This is a genomic window from Reichenbachiella agariperforans, from assembly GCF_900142205.1.
In the GTDB taxonomy this organism is placed as follows: Bacteria; Bacteroidota; Bacteroidia; order Cytophagales; family Cyclobacteriaceae; genus Reichenbachiella; species Reichenbachiella agariperforans.
Window position 1 is genome coordinate 248,717 of the sequence record NZ_FRAA01000002.1, and the last position, 22,175, is coordinate 270,891.

Sequence of the window (22,175 nt, forward strand, 5' to 3'; positions counted from 1 at the left end):
GCGAGGACTTCAAATTAAGGCTTTTCATAGTTATTTACTACGATACCAAAATGTTCCTTAGCGTTGCTTCTGAAATAGTTTTCCCCATCAAAGAAGTTCATTACTTGATTTGTGGAATGCGGGTTAAACAATTCACCATCTTCTGTTACCCCTCCTGAAGAGCTTATTAGTTCATCGAAAAGTTGTAGTAGGTTACTAACCGTGGAGTCCATTAGGACTGTTGTAGAATCTTGAAATTTAAAAAGGCTATCAGAAGCCGTTAAGACATGAATAGGTTGAAATAATGAAATGTCAGCATATGATTTTTTCAATCGTTCCTCTTCATTCACATATTCGAATAAGACAGAGTCTAATACAAAATAGTTTAACCCTAGCGATAAGAAGACTAGAGTTGCTAGTGATATTAAGATTTTTTTTGTCATTTGAAGTAAATGGGTGCTAACACGTGACACCATGTCACATATACGCAATGTATCTTTGCTAAATCTAGTAGATTTTTTATGGTTGCCAAACCTTTGACTGCTACATGGGTGTAAATTTCTGTGGCTCGTAACGAGTTGTGCCCCAGCAAGGTCGTAGAGTCCGTCCCTTCTCGTCTTAAAACAAGGGCTTTTCAATGATTTAGGGGGCAACATGCTGAACTAAGCTTACCATAATCTCCATGTAAGCTTATGTGACTCTTCAGGTAAGCTTACATGAGCCTCTAGGTAAGCTTACCTGAGCCTCCAAGTAAGCTTACTTGACACCTGATGTAAGCTTACATCGGAGAGCAAGCAAAGGCCGGCGGATAGCACGGTGATTTTGTTCATCTCTCCAGCTCATTTATCAAAACCATCCTCCCATCCATCAAATCGGTTCATTCATCCTTTATCTAAGATTGACTTCCCTCCATTGTATATCATTGACCTTTAATCCATACAAGATCAAGGAGGCATCAACTTCGTTTGTTTTCGATAAAGCAAAACAGGGCCGTGTGGGTTCAGAGAAAAATTAAAAAGCATCTACGTTATTTCAGTTCAGCTATATGGCACAAACTTTACAAAGAATTTTTACATCAATCACTCGAAGTAAGTCAAAGGGTATGCTCATAATGACCCTAGGCCTGCTCTGCCTTACCTTCTTAGGTTTCTCTTCCTATGCACAACAGTCCATTCTCTCAGGCAAGGTGATAGACGCATCCAATGATCTCCCCTTGTCCAACGTCAACATAAAGATCGAGGGCACTAGCATTGGTGCGGTGACGGACGAAAAGGGAGAATTTAGACTACCCGCTGACAAGGGGTTGCCCTTCCTCATCACGGCGAGTTATATCGGGTATCAAGAGAAGTACATTTCGATCAACTCCTTCGATCCCTTGACCATCAGCATGCAAGAATCCGCGATTCAACTGGAGGAGATATTGGTATCTAGTGGATACGATACACGAAGGAAGAGTGAGTTTTCTGGATCTGTGTCGAGGGTCTCTATGGATCAAATGCAAAATAGGCCGACCACTAGTTTTGATCAACTGTTGGGCGGGCAGGCGACAGGTGTTGACATTGTACAGTCCTCCAGTGTGCTCAACAACGCGCCCGTCATGAGAGTGAGAGGCATCAACACGATCACCTCTGGTTTGTATCCATTGGTGGTGATCGATGGGGTCACTGTTTTTGTAGGATCCATCGGTGGGTTGATTGGTAACAATCCGCTTTCGGATATCAACCCCAATGATATCGAATCGATAGACGTATTGAAAGATGCCGCTGCGGCCGCTATCTATGGCTCTAGAGCTGCCAATGGCGTCATGGTCATCACCACCAAAAAAGGCCGTGGCAAGACAAAGGTCAATTATGACACTTGGTTTAGCGTCAGCACACCCTACAACCTGCCCGAGCTCCTCAGTGCCGAAGACTATGTGATGATCAAGAATGAAGCCATGGTAAATGCGGGCAAAGAACCCGGGTTTGCACTGATGCAAAATCCCGATGGCAGCACAGTCGATACGAACTGGTATGATGTGGCCTACGAACCCGGGTTGTCACAAAGTCATCATGTAAGTATCTCTGGCGCACATGATTCTACACGGTATTACCTATCGATGGGCTATCTCAACCAAAACAGCTTTATAAAAACCAACAATTTTGAGCGCTTTTCGGCAAGAATCAACATAGATCATCAATTGAATAAAAGGATCAAGATTGGCACCAATGTCTCCATGAACAAGTCCAAAAATACTGCTCCAAATACAGGCGCTATTTCGAGTAACTCTATGTCCTCCTCTGCCTACAATACCGAGTACATCACCAACGAAGGGCTGGGTAGGATGACATACGTATTGCCGCCAAACGTACCCGTCTACAACGAAGACGGCTCGTACAGCATCCAAAATGGCAACAGCGTAGGCTATGGTGCCAATGACCCCAGCCTGGTCGGTTCGATCAATGCATACAATCTCGCCGCTACCATCTACGAAGACAAAAACACCTCTGACAACAACTCACTGATAGGCAATGTATTTGGTGAACTCGAAGTATTGAAAAATTTGACTTTTAGAACCAGCCTAGGAGCCAACTTCTTACAAGCAGAAAACAAATCATTCCTGAATCCCTTGAATGGTGGCGGTGCATCTGCCAATGGAGTGGCCACCAATTCGACAACCAAATTCTCTCGCATCGACTTTGTCAACTCCTTGATCTACCGTCTCAACATTCATGACAAACACGCCATCAACGCACTGGTAGGACATGAAAAAATTACAACGACCATCGACGGTTGGGGAGCACAACAAAGCAACCTGACCGACCCGAGCTATACGCTCTACCAAGGCGTATACAAAAACATTTCCCCCTCGGGCAACCAATATGGCGTCAATGGGCTACTGTCCTATTTCGCCTCTGTCAACTATGACTACAAAAAAAAATACCTCGTGAGTGTCAATTTCCGAAGAGACGGATTATCTGCATTAGCAGAAGACAACAAATATGGGAACTTCGGCAGTGGTTCGCTGGGATGGAATGTGGATCAGGAAAGTTTTTATAAAACGTCCGCACTGGCGACCGTCCTCAACAAACTAAAAATAAGAGGTAGTTATGGAATCGTAGGCAACAGCGAAATTGGCGACTATGCGTCCATCGGTACCTACAGCTCATCTACCTATGGTGGCTCCTCCACACTGGGCTACTCGCAGACTGCTAACCCAGATTTGAAATGGGAAAAAAGCACCAAGATGGACATTGGATTCAATGCCTCTTTGCTGAACAACAGGGTGAATATCGAATTTGATTACTATAAAAACCTCGTAGACGGACTCATACTACAAGCCCCTCAGGCATTGTCGGCGGGCTTGCCCAACAATTATATCAACGCCAATGTTGGTAGCATGTACAACAAAGGAATTGAATTGAACATCAGTGCGCTGATCATCAAGCAGTCTGATTTCGGATGGAATGCCAGTTTTAATCTATCTACCCTGGAGAACAAAGTGACCGAGCTGGTCAGCGATGTGTTCGTTCCGAGTGTATTTGGTGTGCAAAACATGACCCGTGTAGGCTATTCGGTGGGGTCATTGTTTGCTGTTCCCTGTGCTGGTGTCAACCCAGACAACGGACAAATGATGTTCGTCAACAGTGAGGGCAATACGGTACAATACAATCATATCGGCTCCCCAAAATGGACATATCTCGATGGATCAGAAGCGCCTGCGATCGACAACTATAAGGATGGCGTGATCCAAGGGCCATCATTGCCGACTGTGTATGGAGGGATCAACAATTCCTTCACCTACAAAAACTTCGATTTGAACATCAACTTCACCTTTGTCGGGGGCAACAAGCTCTACAATGGCACCAGAGCCACCAATTCTGACCAAAGGTATTTCAACAATGGCACCTTCATCAAAGACAGATGGACGACCCCTGGCCAAGTCACCGAAATCCAAAAGCTATATTATGGAGACAATGTATCAGCAGGGTTCTCCTTTAGCAGCAGTACCAAGGTAGAAAGTGGCGCCTATATGAAGTTGAAGAATCTTTCTTTGGGATACCATGTCCCTGTACACCATTCCTTTTTGAGCGGGACGATTGACAATGCTTATCTATACGTCCAGTCCTCTAACGTATTTACCATCACCAATTACAGAGGCTCAGATCCTGAAATATCCATCAATGGAAACTCCATCAACTCAGGCAAAGACCAGAATGTCCCACCCACAGCTAGAGTTTTCACAGTCGGTCTGAACGTACAATTTTGATACACTATGAGCTTAACAGATAAAACAATGAATAGTACATATAAGACAGGGTTCAATTGGAAAGTAATAGTTGTAAGCTTCATTCCCTTCTTGGGATTGTCTGCTTGCAACGATGATTTTTTGGACACTGTGCCTCAAACAGCCATTGAAGAATCCGAAGCTTTCAGTACGGAAGGAAAAATACTCGCTCAAGTCAATAACCTGTACAGACAACTGCAAAACCCGACCCTGTATGGTGGCAGATACATCGTCTTCAATGAACAGCGAGCAGATGAGTTTGGACAAAATGATGGCAATGCCGCAGCAGGATCGGCTGTCTGGAATCAAAGTGTCGCCTCTACCAATGACTTTGCCAACAACGTATGGTCGGCTGCCTATACCGCTATCAATTCCGCCAACATCCTCCTCAGTGCACTAGAAGATACGGACGTGATCACAGAAGAAACAAAGGCATTTTATATGGCAGAGGCCAAATATGTAAGAGCGTTGAGTTACTTGTGTTTGGTACAGACCTACGCTCGGCCTTATACTTATGATCCAGATGGATTGGGCGTACCGCTTCGCTTGTCGCCCATTAGAACCTCTGGACACAACAACCTCGCGCGAAGCACCGTCGCAGAAGTCTATGATCAAATCCTCCAAGACTTAGACGAAGCAGAAACGGAATTGCCAGAATCCTACCCCACAGCCTTGCTCAATACCTCTAGGGCGCACAAAGCTACCGCCATTGCTTTGAAATCTAGGGTCTACCTGCTACAAGGGGACTACCCAAATGTCGTCTCGGAATCTTCAAAACTTGTCCCTAGCACCATGCCCTATCAGTATGTGACTAGCACGATTACGCATGAGTTAGAAACCGATATCGCTACAGTGTTTGGTGGTAGCTATACAGGTCCAGAAGCCATATTCTCGATACCCTTTATTAATTCTACCACAGAAACACCCCCGACCCAGAGTTCGTTGGCTTTCAACTATCTAGGTCAACCCATCATATTCATGGCAGCCGCGGGCATAGCCAGTGATCCAGCACTCAACAGTCCAGAAGACAGTCGTTCCTTGCTCGTCACGACCAATGCCAATAACCAAAAAGTGTTAACAAAGTTCTCCATTACCGTTGCACCTTTTAGGGATTATGTACCTGTCATTCGCTACGCCGAGATTATGCTAAACTATGCCGAAGCAGCAGCCAACACGGGCGATCTGACCCTAGGCGCACAACTCCTGCAAGCGGTAAGAAACCGAGCCAACCCCAGCCATGTGTTTGCCGATGCAGCGGTCAATACTACTGACGCCTTGCTCAACACGATATGGAAAGAAAGGAGAATTGAGCTAGTCGGCGAAGGACACAGGTTGGGGGACTTACAGCGGAGAGGTCTTACGCTACCCGCAAAAGTAGGTGCGATCGGCACAGCTCCTGCTGTCAACCCAGGAGCCAGCAACTACATCTGGCCTATCCCTAGTGGAGAAAGCGCCACCAACAATCTGATCGTAGAGAACCCATGAGTCTGAGCCTTACAAAACAAAAAAGCCCTTCGACGAAGGGCTTTTTCTATTTTCTTTAAAGACAACTGATGTTATCCGTTGATCGCTTCTACTTCTTTTACCTCTGGCACCATTCTCTTTAGTAGGTTTTCGATCCCTGCTTTCAATGTCAGCGTAGACGATGGGCATCCACTGCATGACCCCTGCAAGACCACTTTCACTACACCATCTTGGTACGAATGAAAGCTGATCGCCCCCCCATCCTGCTCTACCGCTGGACGAATATACTCATCGAGGATACCTTTGATGTTCTCATCGAGTGCTGATACGGGTGCTGCTGCCTGCTCCTCCGTCTGCGCTTGTTCATACGCCTTGGATAGGTCTACAGCTGACTGTCCTGAATCCAAATAACTTTTGATGTGATCTCTGATCCCGTTTTGTACCTCTGCCCAGTCTGTCTCAGCATCCTTCGTGACAGTAACAAAATTGCTCATCACGAACACGCCCTTGACGAACGGGAAGGTAAATAGCTCCTGTGCTAGTGTAGAATTGGTCGCTGACTCCACTGTCGGATAGTCAAAATTCATTCCCTCTGGAATCAAAAAATAATTGACCACAAACTTGAGTGTGTTTGGGTTTGGGTTTGACTCTAGGTATATCGTTGCTGGTGCGTTTTTTACTCCGTCTTCCATGATTGTATCTTTTCTTCTTTTGCAAAACTAGTGGAATTGCTCCACATCACTTAGGACGTGAAGCACATAAATTGGTTGGGTTGATTAGGAATACTTTTCCAGCTCCCCTTCAGACTTAGCGATCAACGTACATACTGTAGCATCACCTGTCACATTGACGACTGTACGGCACATATCCAAAATACGATCTACTGGAAAAATAATCGCTACCCACGCAGGATTCAAACCCACCGACTGTAGCACGATGATCATCATCACCAACCCTGCACTCGGAGTAGCTGCCGCTCCTATCGAAGCAAGCGTAGCAGTGAGTACGATAGTCAACTGCTGTGCCACGGTCAAGTCCACCATGTGCAGCTGCGCCAAGAACACTACTGCCACTGCCTGATACAGGCTCGTCCCGTCCATGTTGACCGTTGCGCCGATTGGCAATACAAAGCTGGTCACGTTACGCGGTACTCCCATGTTCTCCTCCACACACTCCATCGTTACAGGCAAGGTCGCTGCACTAGAACTGGTAGAAAATGCCAAGAACTGCGCCGGGCTGATGTTTTTGAACAATTCTTTGTAACTGATCTTGTGGACGAAAATTTTAAGTAATACTGGATAAAACACAAATACCATGAATGCCAATCCTGCGAGCAATGTCAACGAATATGACCCTAATCCTAGGAAGATCTCCAATACCTCCGCAGGTGTATCTGCCATCTTAGCAATCACTCCTGCTAATAGCGCAAATACAAACACAGGCGCAGCCTGCATCACCATATCTACCATCTTGAGAAAAATAGCATTGAGCCCTTCGATGAAGTCGACAACTGGCTGAGACTTCTCTCGAGGGATGATCACGATCGTGATCCCAAAAAAGATCGAAAAGAAAATCACCTGTAGCATCAACTTATTGTTGGAGATGGACATCACGATATTCTCAGGTACTATATCTACAATGAACTGTAGCGGACTAGCATCCTTTTGTGCTTTGGCCAGAGCCATCTTTTTCTCTACTTCTTTCAGATCTTCTACAGCGATCTGATTGTTCATGCTTTCATCGATCAGATGTGAGTTCGCAGGCATATTGATATACCACTCACCATCTTTTGGACTCATAGCGTTGTCCTTGAGCCACATCTCATAAGCGATACGGTTTTTCAAACGCTGCTCATCGTCCATGAAGGCACCAGGCTTGACTATATTCACCAGTACCAAACCTATCCCTACCGCGACGATCGTCGTGACAAGATAAGCGCCTAAAGTCTTACCGCCTAACCTACCCAGCTTCGATACATCACTGAGTCCAGCGACTCCACTGATGATCGAGAATAGCACCAACGGCACTGCGATAAACTTCAACAATCGAATAAAAATCGTCCCGAACGGATCGATCCATGTAATCGTAAATTCGTTCCAACCGAGGGCACTAGAGATCAGTGCCCAAACAACACCAGCGACCAGCCCCAGTATTATTTTGACATGTAAGGGTAATTTTTTCATTTTTGGGTTATTAATTCCTAATAATCAGCATCAAGAATACTAAGAAAACAATTTTGAGGTTTGTATAAAAACAAAGCGGAAACTTAACAAATTAAGTTTCCGCTTTGATAAGCTAATTATAAAAATATTGTCAGTACCCTTTTGCAAGCTCCTTTGCTGATGCCAAATCTTTCGCTTCGAACATGTCAAATGAAAAGGGAGAACTCGTTTCAACCCACTTCTTTGAGGCCAATTTGGTAATAGCGCTTGCTGGCAAAATTGTTACTGCGACCTTTAGCCCATGCTCAGAAAACGCAGGGAACAAAACTGTCTCAAACCATTTCTGTCTTTCCTGTTTAGGAACCCCTACTGCATCTGACACATCCAAATACATTCTTATCACTCCATTTTTGACCTGCTCAATCTGAGCTAAACAACACTCTTCTATCACACTGTCATTAGATAGTTTGGCCCATTTTATATACATAGATTTGTCACTTAAATCTATGTTAGCCGTGACAAACCCTTCTTTCTCGTAAAATGAATTCATGACTTTAGTTTTGTTTAAAAAGCACAAAACTACTGATTTAACTGATATTAAGTCAATAAGTGATTAAACCTATTTTGCCCCCTAAAGCTTTGTTGTTCTCTGGAGCAAATAGAAATCTAAAATCGTCAAGGCTGCCATCGCTTCTACGATAGGTACGGCTCTAGGCACAACACATGGATCATGGCGCCCCTTGCCCGAAACAGTCACCGCTTCGCCATGGACATCAACTGAATCTTGATCACGCATAATCGTCGCTACGGGCTTGAAGGCGACATTGAAGTAAATATCCTCCCCATTCGAAATACCGCCTTGGATACCACCAGACAAGTTGGTTCGTGTGGTGACCTTTCCGTCTTTGCTATCGAACAAATCGTTGTGCTGAGAGCCTCTCATCTTGGCTCCCTCGAAACCACTACCGTACTCAAAGCCCTTAACGGCATTGATGCCTAGCATTGCTGCACCCAATCGAGCGTGCAACTTGTCAAACACTGGTTCGCCTAGCCCTACTGGCGTGCCTTTGATCACACAGCTCACCACTCCTCCTATGGTGTCTCCATCCTTTCTCACGCTATCAATGAGGGAGATCATATCATCAGCCACCTCTAGATCTGGGCATCTCACGATATTAGACTCAGTGAGCGAAAAATCTAACTCAGTATGAGACTTGCTGGTTTTGATATCCCCTGCCTGAGACACATAGCCATGGATTTGGATTCCCAATTGACGCAATGCCAGTTTGGCAACAGCTCCTGCTGCTACACGCGCGGCAGTCTCTCTCGCCGAGCTGCGTCCACCTCCACGATAGTCACGGATTCCATACTTCTCTTGGTAGGTAAAGTCTGCATGAGAAGGTCGGTAAGAATCCGCGATGTGCGAGTAATCTTTGCTTTTCTGATCCGTATTAAAAATCACCATCGCCAAAGGCGTACCCGTCGTTTTCCCTTCGAACACACCGCTCAATATCTCAAACGAATCTGGCTCTTTACGCTGTGTCGTGATCTTAGACTGCCCTGGCTTTCTTCTCGCCAGTTCGTCTTGGATAAAATCCATATCCAATGTGATACCTGCTGGACAACCATCAATGGTGACACCTAAAGCTCTGCCGTGTGATTCTCCGAATGTTGTGATCTTAAAAACTGATCCAAATGAATTGCTCATCTACTATATTTTTTGTCTCACGATCGATTATCAGCCTCCGTGAAGAATATTTAAAGTGGGGTGTTGTTTTCGGTCCGAAAACGCTACTTTTTGAACATCAGCGCTACGACCAGACCTATCATCGCAAAAATAATAACATTGATGACAGTTCGTAGGTTTTTGCGACTATCTAGCGATACGAGCTTATTATTCTCTATATCCATCGCATCGTAGAATGACCCCATATCGTTGGAGAGGATGGATTCATTCTTCTTGCTCTCCCCTGTCACGACGAGGGTCACATCAGACTTTAAAGTATCATACTTCTCCGTTCGGGTATTAAAATAAATCCAACTGAAGTAATCTCCCATGTCGAAAGTTCCAGGCTCATTAGGGATGCCATAAAAACTAAAAGACTTACGCCCCCTTACTTTCCCATTGTTTCGGTTGATACTTTGCTTGGTATTGGGAGGGAAAAGGTCAAAATTCTCATCGCTCTTCAACTGCAACTCATTGATTCCTGAGATATTTCCTTCTCCCACGATAGAGAACTCATAGTTGAAGCTATTGCCCGTATGGACTGACCTGTCACTGATTTTCTCCTCCAGTTTGTAATTCCCCACTGACACGCTCTCCTTTAGCGGATGCTCAGGCATTTCTTTGATCGTGACTGTTTTTGGTTTGGAGTAGAACTTGACCAGTTCTTCCTTTTTGTTCTGCCCAAAGAAAGTCCTGTTCTTGGCTATCTGATACTTGATCAATTCTAGCCCTATTTTTGGAATCTCTATAGGGTCGTTATTGAGCGGGTAGTAAGTCGCCTGATAGATTTTGAACTGGTTGAACTGCTCGCCATTAATGGTCACAGGTTCACCAGAAATACTTTCGATATTAAAATTCTCCTCCCAACAATTCGCTGGTTTTATCTTCTTGATAATTTTCTCTAGCTGCTCACCCAGCTGATGAAAACGCATCTCGGCTCTGTTGTTTTGGGATACATAAAAAGCCAAGGTCATCGTGAAACCCTCGCCAGGATAGACCGCAGACTTGTCCGTCGTGAGAGCCAAAAATGCATCCGCTTCTATATTAACAAACTCCTGTGGCTGGGCTTGATTTCGCTGCCCAAAGAAATCCTGAAAAGGGTCTCCAAAAGGATCTTGTCTACGAGATTGCTGCTGTATCGCTGGCCCTACCCGCACAGTCGTACCTTCCGATCTCACATCTTCTCCGTTGACCCGAATCGTAAAAGGAGCCACTTTGAAAGTCCCCTCTGCGGTGGGTAGATAGTTTTGGGTGATGCTCTGGGTCGAACTGCGAACTCCGTTGATGAAGTTAGTTGACGATGATGAGGATGTACCTCGCTTTTGGAATCCCGATATTTCAGGGAAACCGCTGTAACTCTGCAAGCGAGCGTTCTGTACTTCTAGAGTGATCGTAAAGAGCTGGTTGAGCGCGATATCGTTACGCCCCATCTCTATGTTCACCTTTTGAGCTTGTAGCCCAAATGACATTAACACTGATAAAATAATGAAGGAAAAACCTACTTTACTCATAGCCCGTATTTAAGTGACAAAATTGCAAATCTAATTGATAATTATTATATTCATCGCCCGATAAAAAACAGTTAGACGAACTGCCTTTTTAATCAGCACTAAACCGAAAGTTAAATGTTAGAGTATTCAAAAACGATTCTGTCGAAAGTAAGTTTTGACAGATCATTATTCGAAAAAGAGCTTTTAAAAGCAATAACATCAGTAGGCGAACAAATCGAAGCATTAAGAGCATGGTGCTACGAAAAGTTCGGAAACCAGTACCCCAAAATTCTTGATCGACATTTCAAATTATCCCACTAAATTGAGCCACTTAATTGTGGCTTTTTTATTTATCATGAAATCTTACTTTACTATCCTACTGGCTGCTATCACCCTGTTGGCCTGCCAAAGCAAAGCGCCGAGTACCGAGCGATTAGAAACCATCCCCTACACGAGTCAAACAGACCAAAGCGATCGCAACTACTACCTGTATGTACCCAAAGGATACGACGATACGCAAGCCGACTGGCCACTCATGATGTTCCTCCATGGTCACGGCGAGCGAGGGAATGGCCAGGAAGAACTAGCCTATACCATGGCGCATGGCCCAGTCTATGAGGCATGGGTACAGCGCAGAGACCTTCCATTTTTGATCATCATGCCGCAGCTACACATGTTCGGGTTCGATACATTGGGTGTTTCTTACCTACTGAATAGAAAAGTGGAAAATGCCCCCAAAAGACTCCAAGAAGGAACACCAGGCCGTGAGCCTTTCTTTCCGACCCAAATAGAGATGTCTGGATCAGTAGCCAATGACTCGCTCCCTTATGAAAACTATGGCCCTATGCGCGGTTGGGAAATGGTAGAAGAAGACTTGGTCGCAATGATTGAACACGTCCAAAACAACTATCGCGTAGATACCCAACGCATTTATCTCACAGGATTAAGCTACGGAGGATTTGGGACGTGGTACATGGGTAGCAAACACACCGATCTGTTCGCTGCGATCAGCCCTATCGTCGGCTGGGGACACCCTGATCTGATGCCCACACTCGCTGGTGCGCAAACTCCCATATGGTGCGTAGTAGGGGGACGAGATGAGGTAGTCAAGTCAGAATACTTCTACCCTGGCATGAATGCACTAGAAGCAGCGGGGCACAAGAACTTTCGCTTTTCTACGGAAGAAGACCTAGGTCACGACACTTGGAAACGTGTCTATGCAGGGGAGGACATTTACAACTGGATGCTGAAGCAGAAAAAACAATAATTCATACTTTTGCAGCCAAATCAAGATATGTATATGCGACATCTTTTCACACTGCTATTCCTTTTTCTTTCGCTCTCCACGCTGGCTCATGTCCAAAAGGACACCATCACGAGCAGGCTAGAGTCTCCATACGAGACCCTAAAGACCTTCTCGACCAACATCAAATCAGGGAGCAGAAATCTACCCGCTGCTTCTATCGTTTTTAACAACCCATCACTCAAACAAGAAGAGAAAGAAAAATATGCTGTCAAACTAGAGCAAATTTTAGAAGGAGCAGGCATATTCATATTTTTCGACGAAGTGCCAAAGAGCAAAGACTACTATGACTCGCTGACCAACGAGTACCGCTATGTCATCAATAAGAACTACCCCGAAATTTTCATAGAGAAGCGTCGGGGACGATGGCAGTTCCAACCTCCTGAAATCGCTCAAATCGATTCGGTACATAAAGAAATATTCAAATTCGGGACAGATTTTCTCATCAGCGAAGAAATAAAAGAAAGTGTCCTAGGCATGAAAATCCTAGGGCTTAAACTGTGGCAAATCATAGGGATCGCAGCGATTTTGTTCGCCAGTTTTTTAATAAAACATATCTTTGCCCTCCTATTCGAGCGTGTTTTCATATCCCTTCTCGACCGTTTCAAACAGAAAAATATTGGCAGCAAATATTTACTTCCTGTCACCAAGCCGATCGGCATGGTCTGCGTGTTTATATTCATCAGCATGGTCTATCCACTCCTACAGCTCCCACAGATCGTCGGGTACTATGTAGTCATGGCACTCAAGGGACTTATCCCTCTCTACGGAATGATCTCGCTTTACCGACTGGTCAATATTCTAGAGGTCTACTTGACCCGTCTTGTCAACCGTACAGAAAGCAAACTGGACGACCAGCTCGTACCGTTACTCAAGAAGATTCTACGCGCCATGGTCATCGTGGCAGGTGTACTTATCATCTTGCAAAACATGAATGTCCCCATCCTTCCGCTCCTGACAGGGCTTTCTATTGGCGGTCTGGCATTCGCTTTGGCAGCTCAGGATACCATCAAAAACTTTTTCGGTTCGATGATGATCTTCATAGATAAGCCTTTCCAGATCGGAGATTGGATCACAGCAGGTGATGACATAGACGGCATGGTCGAGGAGGTCGGATTTCGATCGACTAGAATCCGGACATTTAGGAACTCTGTGATCTCTGTCCCGAACGGTCAGTTAGCAGACAGCACCATCGACAACAATGGCCTCAGACAGTACCGAAGGTTTCGTACGATGCTGGCGATCACCTATGATACACCTCCAGAACGCATCGAGGTATTTGTGCAGGGGCTAGAACAAATCCTCCTACATCACCCAAACACCAACAAGGACAACTATGAGATTCACCTCAGTGAGATGGGCTCGCACTCGCTTGACATTCTGTTCTATATCTTTTTCTCAGCACCTACTTGGTCAGACGAGTTAAAATTCAAGCAAGAGATTATTTTGGAAATCCTAAAATTAGGAAGAGAGCTGAGTGTTCATTTTGCGTTCCCAACACAGACACTACACGTTGAAAATCTACCAGGGCAAGCCAGCCTTTCGCCAGAATACACGCTAACCAAGGAGGACCTTCAGGCTAGGCTTAACAAATATTTCAATATGGAAGCTAAGGCTTAGGTTTGATCATCAAAAACGTCGCATAGATCGCCGCTATAGTCAATACTATACTGGCGATCATGCCATGATCATAGTGCACAGCATCTCGCAGCTGGTGCGCTTGACTACCCACCCATACAAAGAACAAAGTCCGAGGCAACATCCCAATCAGTCCACCCCAAAAGAAACTAGCCAATCGGATTTTAGCAGCTGAGAGCACCACGTTCATGAGAGCGAAAGGCAAAGCGGGTGACAACCGTGCCAACAATGTCGTCATCACCTGCTTGTCGAGTACGTTATCAAAATAGCCCGCAGATTTGGGATAGTAACTGATGATTTGGTCGACAAACCCGCGGTTGATCCCTCGTGCCAGTATGTAGCCCAAAAGGGATGCGCCTTGGTAAGCAACTACCACACCGATCAGACTTTCCATCCCAATAAAATACCCACTGAGCAAAGCAATGTAAGTTGTCGGAGTGATGGCCAGTGCCATCGTCAGCATGGTGCATGCGTAGAACAATAGCCACTGCCATGTCACCATATTAGCGATCAGTTCCTCCGCTCCGAGCAAAAAATATCCACTCACCAACGAAGTACCTATCGGCACAATCGCCATCCAAGCCATCAATACGGCCATGCGTCGGTTTTCCCTAAAAAGTCTAAATATTCGTAGCTGAGTCAATCTTCCAAATGTCATGATGAATTATAATTGCGAATATCTGATATTGATTACTTTTGTCAATCACGAATCCTCAAAACAATTGATATTATTCGATCGGTTAGAGGGTAGAAATCCAAAATCCAACTCTTATGAAATTTGGTACCAAGGTCATACATGCGGGAATAGAGCCAGATCCCACCACTGGCGCGATCATGACTCCCGTCTATCAAACGTCTACCTTCGCTCAACCCTCTCCTGGCAAGCACAAAGGCTATGAATACGCACGCACTCAAAACCCAACACGCGACGTATTACAAAACAACCTCGCAGCACTAGAGAATGCAGCCCACGGGTTGGTCTTTGCTTCAGGTATGAGTGCCATAGACGCAGTGCTCAAACTACTCAAACCTGGGGATGAAGTTCTCACCTCTACTCATCTCTACGGTGGCACTTACAGATTATTCACCCAGACTTATCAAGATTTTGGGATTAAGTTCAAGTTCGTCGATATGCAGGAACTGAACCGTATATCCGAGCACTTCAATGAGCATACCAAACTCGTTTGGATAGAAACACCATCCAACCCAATGATGAACATCATAGACATCAAAGGGTTAGCTGGCGTTTGCAAAAAATTCAACGCGCTATTTTGCGTAGACAACACCTTTGCTACACCCTATCTCCAAAACCCCGTGACATTGGGTGCTGATATCGTGATGCACTCGGTGACCAAATACATCTCAGGACACTCGGACGTGATCATGGGCGCACTCATGACCAATCACCACGACCTCTACGAAAAGCTCGCTTTCAACCAAAACTCTACTGGGGCAGTACCCGGACCACAGGACTGCTTTCTAGCACTGAGAGGAGTCAAAACCCTCCACATCCGGATGCAGAGACATTGTGAAAACGGTCGAAGAATTGCACATTTCCTCAAGTCTCATCCCAAAGTGAGTAAAGTCTACTGGCCTGGGTTCGAAGAGCACCAAAACCACATGGTAGCCAAAAGGCAAATGAGTGATTTTGGTGGTATGATTGCCTTTGTACTCAAGGATGACAAAATCGAACCCGCCATCCAAGTGATGGAAAAACTAAAGCTATTTACCCTTGCCGAATCCCTCGGAGGAGTGGAGTCGCTGGTCGGTCATCCAGCCAGCATGACCCACGCAAGTATCCCGAGAGAAGAACGCATCAAGTCGGGACTAAAAGATTCGCTCATTCGTCTGAGTGTAGGAATAGAAGATGCTGAAGACCTAGTCACAGACCTAGAACAAGCCCTCGGCAAATAGCTGATTACATGATTGATTGCATGCTGAAAGACAAACTACTACAAAACAAAGGGCAGTACTTATTCTACGGACTGACTCCTCCCAAATACACCACTGACAAAGAGAAGATACAAGCGATCGCTGACAAGCAGATCGCTCGACTCAGGGACATCAAACTAGATGCACTGGTATTGTACGACATACAAGATGAGTCCTCTCGCACCGATGTGCCTAGACCATTTCCCTACATGCAGACCCTGGATCCAGGCGTGTATAGTGCACAATACCTCACCGCACTCGACATCCCAAAGATCGTCTACAAGAGTGTCGGCAAATTCACCCCGGACAGCTTTCAGGATTGGCTCAAAGAGAACCCCAATAAAATAGAATACTCTGTTTTTGTAGGGTCTCCGTCTGCGCAAGAGAATGGACTCACTCTACAGGAAGCCTATGCTGCACGTCTCGCCTCTGCCTCCGAAGTGCTCATCGGTGGTGTCACCATCCCAGAGCGTCATTTCAAAAAGGAAGACGAACACCTGCGGGTGACCCGAAAAATCGAAAATGGCTGTAGTTTTTTCATCTCCCAGTGCGTCTACAGTATAGACAATGCCAAAGACTTTCTATCAGACTACTACTACCACTGCCTAGAGACCAAGACTCCTTTGGCTCCTATTATTTTCACCCTCACGCCCTGTGGCTCGCTCAAGACCCTACAGTTCATGGAGTGGCTGGGGATTTACATCCCTAAGTGGCTCAGAAATGACCTCAAGCACTCCGAAAACATTCTCTTTCGCTCGGTGGATATCTGCAAGACTGTCGCCAAAGAACTGCTGGAGTACAGTCGTGTCAAAGGCATCCCGATAGGATTCAACATCGAAAGCGTCGCGATTCGCAAAGCAGAAATAGATGCCTCGATAGAACTCCTCCGAGAGATCGAAATGATGCAGCGTGCATCAGCATTGAAGAATGAGCTGCTCGCTGGCAACTCCTGATCGACACGCCCAACCACGACTCCTTTCATTTTGAGAAGAATAAAAATTGCGCTACTCCGCGCTTTTTTGTAAATTTCATAAAAAACTAACAACTGTTAGTCCTTTACTGCCCCAAAATGATACCCCTATGTTGGAAAACAAAACACCCTATGATTTCCCAACCGAGCCCATGCATCAGGCTTATGACGAGTATACACCTGAGCATTTCGAGGTTTGGAAATCTCTCTACCAAAAGCAACTCCTCCTCCTCAAGAGCAGAGCTTCCTCTGCCTATCTAGATGGGCTAGACATCTGTGGTTTCACTGCGGACAAAATCCCTCGACTGGAAGAAACCAACGCCTACCTGAAACAAGCGACAGGTTGGCACCTCTACATCGTCCCTGGCCTGATCGCTGACCGACCCTTTTTCGAGTTCTTGCACAACAAACATTTCCCAGTCACCACCTGGCTAAGAGATCTATCCCAACTAGAGTATCTCGAAGAACCAGACATGTTTCACGACGTGTTTGGACACGTCCCCTTGCTCAGCAACCCACATTTCAGTGCGTTCATGAAGGGACTGGCCGCCATCGCGCTCAAACACATCGATAGTCCACAAGCGATCGAACTGATGAGCAGACTGTATTGGTTTACAGTAGAGTTTGGATTGATCAGAGAGGATGGGGAAATCAAAATCTATGGCGCAGGCATCGTGTCCTCTCCTGGCGAATCGCTCTATGCCCTAGAAGACCCCAACGTGCCACGCATCCCCTATGATGTATCGACTGTACTCGACACGCCCTTTTACAAACACGACTTCCAAAAGCAATACTTCGTCATCGACAGCTACCAAACTCTCTTTGATAGCCTGCCCGAACTAGAAGTCTGTATAGCTGCAAGAGCTCATTCCTCTTCTCGGTAACCCAATTATTTAGAGTAATCAGGTTACTCAAGCTCGACACAGTAAAAAACAATTCTTACAATAACCAACAGAACCACTTGATACTACCTTGAGTAATCACTTGCCTAGATTTAGTCTAACAATGCCCTCTTGGCTCGAAACCATCTCTAGGAATCGTTCAACGCTGACTATTTGCCATGTTTTTGATTGTCTTATCAGCTAAAAACAAGCTCTCGAAGGAGAAAATCAACTCGATATGAAAATTAGCCAATTACAATTGTCTCAGACCACATAGCTATCAAGACATATTGACAATAAATTTTGCTCCTTAGTTCTACCACGCAGATGCCCAAACCTTCACCTGCTCAAATCTGACCACTCATATAAGTCCCCTGACTTATTGCTGACAAATTTGCGATATTAGCACACATAGATTCTACTATTATGCGCTACGTACTCCTTTCTTTATTGCTCTTCACTGCTCAACTGAGCACAGCACAAACCTACGACAGACAAGACAGCCTACGTGGCACGATCACGCCGGAGCGTGTCTGGTGGGACCTGACCTACTACCACCTGACCGTGGAGGTACTGCCAGAGCGCAAAAGCCTCGTGGGTAGCAACCTGATCCAGTACGAAGTGTTAGAACCACATCAGGTCATACAGATCGATCTACAGCCTCCACTGAAGATCACCCAGGTGACACAAGATGGAAAAGTGCTTGATTTCAAATCCGAAGGCAATGCACATTTCATTTCACTCCAAAAAGAACAAAAAAAGGGTGCTACAGAGTCCATCGTCGTGACCTATAGCGGCCAACCGAGAGAAGCAGTCCACGCGCCGTGGGATGGCGGCATCAGTTGGAAGAAGGACGAAAAAGGCAAACACTTCATCGCCAGCTCTTGCCAAGGGCTGGGCGCATCGGTCTGGTGGCCATGCAAGGATCACATGTACGACGAAGTGGACAGCATGCTGATCAGTGTAGAGGTGCCCAAAGGCCTCATCGACGTATCCAACGGACGCCTCGTCAAGACAGAGGAAAACAAAAAGAAAAAAACGAAGACCTATCACTGGGCAGTCTCCAACCCCATCAACAACTATGGCGTCAATATCAACATCGGCAACTACACCGACTGGCACGAGACCTATGCGGGAGAAAAAGGGACGCTGGACATAGACAACTGGGTACTCCGATACAACGAAAAAAAGGCGCGTGCGCAGTTCAAAGAAAACCACCGCATGCTAGAAGCCTTCGAGCACTGGTTCGGTCCCTACCCCTTCTACGAGGATGGATTCAAACTCGTAGAAGCGCCCTATCTAGGCATGGAGCACCAAAGCTCCGTTACCTATGGCAATAAATTTGCAAATGGCTATCTGGGCAGGGATCTGAGTGGTACAGGCTGGGGACTCAAATTTGATTTCATCATCATCCACGAGTCAGGACACGAGTGGTTTGCCAACAACATCACCCATCGTGATGCGGCTGACATGTGGATACACGAGAGTTTCACGGCCTACTCCGAGGGGATATTTGTAGAGTACTTCTACGGCACAGATGCGGGTAGGGAGTATGTGCGCGGCACCAGAATGAACATCGCCAATGCCTACCCCGTCATCGGAGACTATGGCATCAACGCCGAGCATCACGATTCGGATGTGTACTACAAAGGCTCCAACATGCTCAACACCCTACGCAGCTGGATCAATGATGACGTACTATGGCGTGAGATTCTGCGCGGACTGGGGGAGGAGTTTTACCATCAGACGGTCACCAGTCAGCAGATAGAAAACTACATCAGTCAAAAAGCGGACTTAGACTTAGCCGCGTTCTTTGACCAATACCTGCGAGATACACGCCTACCGATTTTGGAATACTACAGCAAAGACGAAATCCTAAACTACCGCTGGACCAATACGGTGGATGGGTTTAACATGCCGATCCAAGTGACGATAGATGGCGTAGCGCGAACCCTAACCCCGCAGGCGGGGACATGGCAACAGGAGATGGGGACGGCATTAGTCGTCGACCCGAACTACTACATCGCGGAGATGAAGATAAAATAAACGACGATAATGATGATCGTTCGGGTATGACGAGAGGGGAAATATTTGAGGCGCTCTAGGTTTGTTTGCTCTACTCTGCACTGTCCTTTTGTCTAGGTACTAAAATCTAAATGCTACTAATCTAAGTTTGATTTTAACTTTCATTAAAACCGTCTCTGAAATGCATCAATCGTACTATGTCTTCAAGCCAGACAGGCTCTTCCTTTTTTCATTGCCAAAAAAGAAAGCAAAAAGACTAGAAAATTTCAAACCTCGCTTCGCTCAAACAGTGAAATTTTCGAAATAATCTTTCCTCTCGATTGATCAAACCTCAGTTTATGAAGTGCTAAATATCAGACCATTGATCTAGGTTCTAAAATCTAAAAAGCTATATCAATCCATTTTCTTTGGCGTACTGCACGACCTGTACGCCTTTGTTCATGTCGAGTTTGCGCATGAGATTGCGGCGATGCGTCTGCACGGTGAGGTCTGAGATGAACAACTTCTCACCAATCTCTGTACTGGTCAGCCCCTCTGCCATAAGTCGTATCACATCGATTTCTCGTGCGCTCAACTTGTGTTGTTTGATCTCCTCATCAGATTTAAACTCCCTGAGCCTGTCATAATAGGGCTGTCCACTCATGACCCGATTGATCGCTCCAATCAGTTCTTTACCCGTGTTGTTTTTGAGTAAACATCCATCGATTCCTATTTTGAGTATCTCATCTACAAATGACTTTTGCGCAAACATGGTCAAGATGATGATTTTGAGAGCGGGGTACTTCTTTTTCAGTTTCCGTGCACACGTGATTCCGTCCATGACGGGCATGTTGATATCGAGAATCACCATATCCACTTCATTCGCTGCGACGAATGCCAGTACCTCTTCGCCATTGGCAGCTGTACCGACTACCTGCACCTGCTCGTCCGAACTCAGGATCACTTCTAACCCTTCCATGACGATGGCATGATCGTCCGCTAACAACACTTTGATTTCGCTCATAATGGTATATCTATTATACAAGTGGTACCTCTTCCCAGGCCTGATTCCATCGTGATCTGCCCCTCTAGCTTCGCTACTCGAGATTTAATATTTTTCAGCCCCAGTCCTCGCTCATACTCCTCGACATTGACCATCCCAATCCCATCGTCCTCAAAGATGACGTTGAGATGCCCCTTGGCCTCTGATACATCGATGTTTAGATTCTTGGCCTTGGCATGTTTGAGGGTATTGTTCACCAGCTCCTGAATGATACGGTAGAGATTCAGACTCACATGTCCCTCTAATTCGGTCGTGATCTGAACTTCTACATGGACCGAGATCGTGTGCGACTCATTGAGTGCCCCAGCCAGTTCGTGAATCGCAGAGGCCAAGCCAAAATGCATCAGTGCCTCCGAATGTAGACTATGCGAAATCTGACGTGTCGCCTCGGTGGCTTTCGTAGCGACCTCCGATATCTTCTTGGCGATCAGGTTCAGCGACGCTGGGTCAGTCTTTTGGGGAATAGTGTCCGAGAGCATATTGAGCGTCACGAGCATACTACCAAGATTGTCATGTAGCTCCTCGGCTACTTCTCTGTAGGCCTTGTCCTTGCCTGCCAGCATCGCGTAGGCAGATTTCAACTCTTGCTTTTTGAGTAAATCCTCGATCTCCTGATACTCTAGCTTCTTCTTGATCAGCTTGCGTTGATAGAGATAGATAAACAAGACGATGGAGGTGACCAAAAACAACATCCCACTCGTCCCCAAGATGAGCACCATCTCCACATTCAATTGACTACTCTGGCTTTCCATAGACCTAAGGCAAAAAGGATGTTTTTTAGAATGTTACCGAGGTGCACTATTAGCATTGAATATTTCGGATTGTTCACTATTTCAGAACTCATCAGCCACAGGAAGAAAGACCCTGCTGTATAGAAAATAAAACCTATGACTATCCAAAACAGTGGTGTGTTCTCCAAAAAAATTTCTGTATCACTTTGAAACACTTGCAAAAAGTACAAGACACAAAGTCCCATTACCAGTATGTTTTTCATTGACAGTACTTCGCCCCAAATAACATGAACACCAACAGAATAACAATAATATCCCGACATGACCAGTATAATTCCAAGCATAAAATAGGATACCAACCTGTGATTCAAAATCCTACTAAAAAAGAAAAAAACTAAAATTGTATCGAGTAAGTTATAGGTATTGACAATCCAATAGGTAGAATGTCCAGTGAGATGATAATAGCCAAACGAACCAACATCCGACAAGAATGAAAGTCCTATAATCACACTCAAAACTTTCAAGTTGAAATTGAACGAGCGAAACATTAATCCCATTATGAATA

General features: G+C 45.6%; 17 protein-coding genes. 8 read left to right on the forward strand and 9 right to left on the reverse strand.

Annotated elements, in window-relative coordinates; translation table 11 throughout:
- Window positions 1-14: 14 nt before the first annotated feature.
- Window positions 15-422, reverse strand: a complete 408-nt coding sequence (locus BUB99_RS07465) for a hypothetical protein (RefSeq protein WP_073121079.1) — start codon at window positions 420-422, stop codon at window positions 15-17.
- Between the two features lie 659 nt (window positions 423-1,081).
- On the opposite strand from BUB99_RS07465, the gene BUB99_RS07470 reads away from it, so the two are divergent.
- Window positions 1,082-4,228, forward strand: a complete 3,147-nt coding sequence (locus BUB99_RS07470; protein ID WP_073121083.1) for a SusC/RagA family TonB-linked outer membrane protein — start codon at window positions 1,082-1,084, stop codon at window positions 4,226-4,228.
- Window positions 4,229-4,255: 27 nt separating this feature from the next.
- Complete coding sequence (locus tag BUB99_RS07475; protein WP_073121085.1) at window positions 4,256-5,731, forward strand: RagB/SusD family nutrient uptake outer membrane protein; 1,476 nt, start codon at window positions 4,256-4,258, stop codon at window positions 5,729-5,731.
- Window positions 5,732-5,802: 71 nt separating this feature from the next.
- Here BUB99_RS07475 and BUB99_RS07480 read toward each other — a convergent pair whose 3' ends face one another.
- The 5 genes from BUB99_RS07480 to BUB99_RS07500 form a co-directional block, all read right to left on the reverse strand.
- The gene (locus BUB99_RS07480) at window positions 5,803-6,402 is read right to left on the reverse strand and encodes a NifU family protein (protein ID WP_073121087.1); all 600 of its coding nucleotides are present in this window, start codon (window positions 6,400-6,402) and stop codon (window positions 5,803-5,805) included.
- Between the two features lie 84 nt (window positions 6,403-6,486).
- Window positions 6,487-7,893: a dicarboxylate/amino acid:cation symporter gene (locus BUB99_RS07485; RefSeq protein ID WP_073121090.1), complete on the reverse strand. Its 1,407-nt coding sequence runs from the start codon at window positions 7,891-7,893 to the stop codon at window positions 6,487-6,489.
- A 130-nt stretch (window positions 7,894-8,023) separates the two neighbouring features.
- A complete protein-coding gene (locus tag BUB99_RS07490; RefSeq protein ID WP_073121094.1) occupies window positions 8,024-8,422 on the reverse strand; it encodes a hypothetical protein in 399 nt (132 codons plus the stop codon).
- Window positions 8,423-8,503: 81 nt separating this feature from the next.
- Window positions 8,504-9,580, reverse strand: coding sequence for a chorismate synthase (gene aroC, locus BUB99_RS07495; protein WP_073121097.1), 1,077 nt, complete (start codon window positions 9,578-9,580; stop codon window positions 8,504-8,506).
- Between the two features lie 83 nt (window positions 9,581-9,663).
- Window positions 9,664-11,109: a BatD family protein gene (locus tag BUB99_RS07500; protein WP_073121100.1), complete on the reverse strand. Its 1,446-nt coding sequence runs from the start codon at window positions 11,107-11,109 to the stop codon at window positions 9,664-9,666.
- A gap of 334 nt (window positions 11,110-11,443) precedes the next feature.
- Between BUB99_RS07500 and BUB99_RS07510 the strand changes: the two genes are divergently transcribed.
- Complete coding sequence (locus tag BUB99_RS07510; RefSeq protein WP_073121106.1) at window positions 11,444-12,355, forward strand: carboxylesterase family protein; 912 nt, start codon at window positions 11,444-11,446, stop codon at window positions 12,353-12,355.
- 33 nt (window positions 12,356-12,388) lie between these two features.
- A complete protein-coding gene (locus BUB99_RS07515) occupies window positions 12,389-14,011 on the forward strand; it encodes a mechanosensitive ion channel family protein (protein WP_073121109.1) in 1,623 nt (540 codons plus the stop codon).
- On the opposite strand, the gene BUB99_RS07520 is transcribed toward BUB99_RS07515, so the two are convergent.
- Window positions 14,001-14,687 carry a TVP38/TMEM64 family protein gene (locus BUB99_RS07520; RefSeq protein WP_084190432.1) on the reverse strand — a complete coding sequence of 229 codons (687 nt, stop codon included), beginning with the start codon at window positions 14,685-14,687 and terminating at the stop codon, window positions 14,001-14,003. The genes BUB99_RS07515 and BUB99_RS07520 overlap by 11 nt on opposite strands.
- 113 nt (window positions 14,688-14,800) lie before the next feature.
- Here BUB99_RS07520 and BUB99_RS07525 point away from each other — a divergent pair, with 113 nt between their 5' ends.
- The 4 genes from BUB99_RS07525 to BUB99_RS07540 all read left to right on the forward strand — a co-directional run bounded on the left by BUB99_RS07525 (window position 14,801) and on the right by BUB99_RS07540 (window position 19,858).
- Window positions 14,801-15,943, forward strand: coding sequence for a trans-sulfuration enzyme family protein (locus BUB99_RS07525; RefSeq protein WP_073121115.1), 1,143 nt, complete (start codon window positions 14,801-14,803; stop codon window positions 15,941-15,943).
- Between the two features lie 8 nt (window positions 15,944-15,951).
- Window positions 15,952-16,914: a methylenetetrahydrofolate reductase gene (locus BUB99_RS07530; RefSeq protein ID WP_216011783.1), complete on the forward strand. Its 963-nt coding sequence runs from the start codon at window positions 15,952-15,954 to the stop codon at window positions 16,912-16,914.
- Window positions 16,915-17,041: 127 nt separating this feature from the next.
- Complete coding sequence (locus BUB99_RS07535) at window positions 17,042-17,815, forward strand: phenylalanine 4-monooxygenase (RefSeq protein ID WP_073121119.1); 774 nt, start codon at window positions 17,042-17,044, stop codon at window positions 17,813-17,815.
- A gap of 423 nt (window positions 17,816-18,238) precedes the next feature.
- Entirely contained in the window at window positions 18,239-19,858 is a 1,620-nt protein-coding gene (locus tag BUB99_RS07540; protein ID WP_073121121.1) for a M1 family metallopeptidase, read from the forward strand.
- A gap of 367 nt (window positions 19,859-20,225) precedes the next feature.
- On the opposite strand, the gene BUB99_RS07545 is transcribed toward BUB99_RS07540, so the two are convergent.
- Complete coding sequence (locus tag BUB99_RS07545; RefSeq protein WP_073121123.1) at window positions 20,226-20,840, reverse strand: response regulator transcription factor; 615 nt, start codon at window positions 20,838-20,840, stop codon at window positions 20,226-20,228.
- A complete protein-coding gene (locus tag BUB99_RS07550; RefSeq protein ID WP_073121126.1) occupies window positions 20,837-21,631 on the reverse strand; it encodes a sensor histidine kinase in 795 nt (264 codons plus the stop codon). The genes BUB99_RS07545 and BUB99_RS07550 overlap by 4 nt, the downstream gene beginning before the upstream one ends.
- Between the last annotated feature and the right edge of the window lie 544 nt (window positions 21,632-22,175).